This window comes from Streptomyces sp. NPDC059679 (assembly GCF_042734105.1).
In the GTDB taxonomy this organism is placed as follows: Bacteria; Actinomycetota; Actinomycetes; order Streptomycetales; family Streptomycetaceae; genus Streptomyces.
The window spans coordinates 1-3,173 of record NZ_JBHWES010000176.1; the positions used below are offsets into that span (position 1 = coordinate 1).

Consider the following 3,173-nt stretch of genomic DNA (forward strand, 5'->3'; position numbering starts at 1 on the left):
CGTTGTCGCCGGAGAACATCCGGGGGTGGCTTACCAGGCGTTCGATGTTTTCGATGCCGGCCTCGACCGTATCCAGCAGATGCTCGTCGAATTGGCGAGGCTGTTCGAAACCGGAGACCTCACCCCACTGCCGTTCGCCGCATGGGACGTGCGTCGCGCCCCGGACGCATTCCGTCACATGAGCCAGGCCCGGCATACCGGCAAAATGGTATTGAGCGTTCCGGAGCCCCTCGACCTCGAGGGCACGGTTGTGCTGACCGGTGGTACCGGCTCCCTGGGCGCTGTGGTGGCCCGGCACCTGGTCGGTGAACACGGCGTGCGTCATCTCGTCCTCGCGAGCCGGCGTGGACCGGACGCCGAAGGAGCACGAGAGCTGGTTGCCGAACTCGGTGAGGCCGGCGCGACGGTGACGGCGGTGGCGTGCGATGTCACCAGCCGAGACGCACTCGCCGAACTGCTCGCGGCCCTACCAGCCGAACACCCACTGACCGGCGTCGTCCATATCGCAGGCGTGCTGGACGACGGCGTGATCGCAACGCTGACACCGGAACGCGTCGCGGCCGTCTTCGCTCCCAAAGTCACCGCCGTGCGTCATCTCGACGAGCTGACGCGGGAGATGGACCTGTCGATGTTCGCGGTGTTCTCATCCGCGGCGGGCGTGTTCGGCTCGGCGGGACAAGGCAACTACGGCGCCGCCAACGCGTTCCTGGACGGTTGGATGGCCAAACGCCGCGCTGAGGGACTGCCCGGTATCGCGATGGCCTGGGGCCTGTGGGAACAAACCACGGGCATGACCGCACACCTCAGCCAAGCCGACCAGGCACGCATGAGCCGCGGCGGCCTCCTGCCCATCGGCTTGGCTGAGGGCATGCGACTGTTCGACACAGCCCTACGAATGCCAACCGCACTCGCAGTGCCGATCAAGCTGGACCTCCGAGGAATGCGCGCCGACGCGACAGCCGGCGGGAGCGTCCTGGCCCTGCTGCGTGCTCTGGTACAAACCGGGCGCCGGCAGGCACAAGCCGGGGAGAACGGCAGCGGACTTACCGCGAGGTTGGCCAGTCTCACACCACAGGAGCAAGAGAAGCTGCTGCTCGACCTGGTCCTGACCCAAGCAGCCACCGTTCTCGGCTATACCGAGATAAGCAATGTCGAAGCCCACAAAGCGTTCAATGAGGCCGGCTTCGACTCCCTCACCTCGGTCGAACTGCGCAACCGCCTGCGCGAAGCCACCGGCCTCAAACTCGCCGCGACATCCGTCTTCGACTACCCCACCCCACTCGCCCTCGCCCGCCACTTGCACGACGGCCTCAAGCCCGCACAGTCCCCCACCGGAACGCATCCGCTGTTGGCCGAACTGAGCAAGCTGGAAGCCAGGCTGGTCGAGACACCTGTCGACGACTCGATCCGCGCCCAGGTGACTACCCGGCTCCAGGTCCTCCTGACCACCTGGTCGAATGCGAACGGAACCCCGACGGGCGACGAGGCGCTCGACTTCGACGCCACCTCCGACGACGACCTCTTCGACCTCATTGACACGACGTTCAGCAACTAGCCCGCGGCAGGCAACGCTGCCACACCCCGATACCACTGCCTTCCAGGAGCTGAACTTTGATGGCGGATGAAGACAAGCTGCGCGACTATCTCAAGCGCGTTCTCGGCGAAGCGCAACGCTCCCGGCAGCGTGTGCTGGAGCTGGAGGCCGAGAAGTCGCAGCCGGTGGCGATTGTGGGTATGGCGTGCCGTTTCCCGGGTGATGTGGGGAGCCCTCAGGACCTGTGGCGGTTGGTCAGTGAGGGTCGGGAGGGTGTGTCGGGTTTTCCTGAGGGTCGTGGCTGGGATGTGGAGGGGTTGTTCGACGCCGATCCGGGTCGGGCGGGTAAGTCGTACACCGACCGGGGTGGGTTTTTGCATGGGGCGGGCCTGTTCGATGCGGGCTTCTTTGGGATTTCGCCGCGTGAGGCGTTGGCGATGGATCCGCAGCAGCGGTTGTTGCTGGAGGTCTCGTGGGAGGCGTTGGAGCGGGCCGGGATCGATCCGGGGACGTTGAAGGGATCGGATGTCGGTGTCTTCTCCGGTGTGATCACCCAGGGGTACGGGATGCGGGGAGAGACCCCGCCGGAACTGGGCGGCTACCTCGCGACAGGGGTCGTGTCGAGTGTGGCATCCGGGCGTGTGTCGTATGTCTTCGGTTTCGAAGGGCCGTCGGTGTCCGTCGACACGGCCTGCTCGTCCTCCCTCGTAGCAATGCACTTGGCGGCCCAGGCGCTACGTCAGGGTGAGTGCTCGATGGCGTTGGCGGGTGGCGCGACAGTGATGGCGCACCCCGCCACATTCGTCGAGTTCTCCCGCCAACGCGTGATGTCCTCGGACGGCCGATGCAAGGCATACTCCGCGACCGCGGACGGCACCGGCTGGGCCGAGGGCGCTGGTGTCGTGGTCCTGGAGCTGTTGTCGGAGGCCCGGCGTAACGGGCATCAGGTGCTTGCGGTCATCCGGAGTTCCGCGGTCAATCAGGATGGTGCGTCGAATGGTTTGACGGCGCCGAATGGGCCGTCGCAGCAGCGGGTGATTCGTCAGGCGCTGGCCAGTGCGGGTTTGTCGGCGGCTGATGTGGATGTGGTGGAGGGGCATGGCACGGGTACGGTGCTCGGTGATCCCATCGAAGCGCAGGCGCTGCTTGCGACGTACGGCCAGGACCGGGAACCCGAACGCCCATTGTGGCTCGGTTCGGTGAAGTCGAACCTCGGGCATACTCAGGCCGCCGCCGGTGTGGCTGGTGTGATCAAGATGGTGGAGGCGTTGCGGCACGGCGTGATGCCGGCCACGTTGCACGCCGATACCCCGTCGGCACAGGTGGACTGGTCGGCGGGTGCGGTGGAGCTGCTGACCGAGGCTCGAGACTGGCCCGATACCGGCCGACCTCGCCGTGCTGCCGTGTCCTCCTTCAGCATGAGCGGGACCAACGCGCACCTGATCCTGGAGCATTCCCCCGAGCCGCAGGCGGAGTCTGTGCCTGAGCCGGTGTCGGATGTGGTGCCGCTGGTGGTGTCGGCGAGGAGTGCTCGTTCGCTGGTGGGCCAGGCGCAGCGGCTTGCGTCGTTCGTCGGTTCCGCATCGGATGTGGTGCTGCCGGAGGTTGCGGCGGCGTTGGTGTCGCGGCGTGCGGTGTT

General features: G+C 66.5%; 2 protein-coding genes. Both read left to right on the forward strand.

The features are described 5' to 3' along the window. On the forward strand, window positions 1-1,555 hold a 1,555-nt coding region (locus ACFV2X_RS55435; RefSeq protein ID WP_385631912.1), incomplete at its 5' end, for an SDR family NAD(P)-dependent oxidoreductase. A 56-nt stretch (window positions 1,556-1,611) separates the two neighbouring features. Next, the coding region (locus tag ACFV2X_RS55440) for a type I polyketide synthase (RefSeq protein ID WP_385631914.1) at window positions 1,612-3,173 on the forward strand (1,562 nt) is incomplete at its 3' end.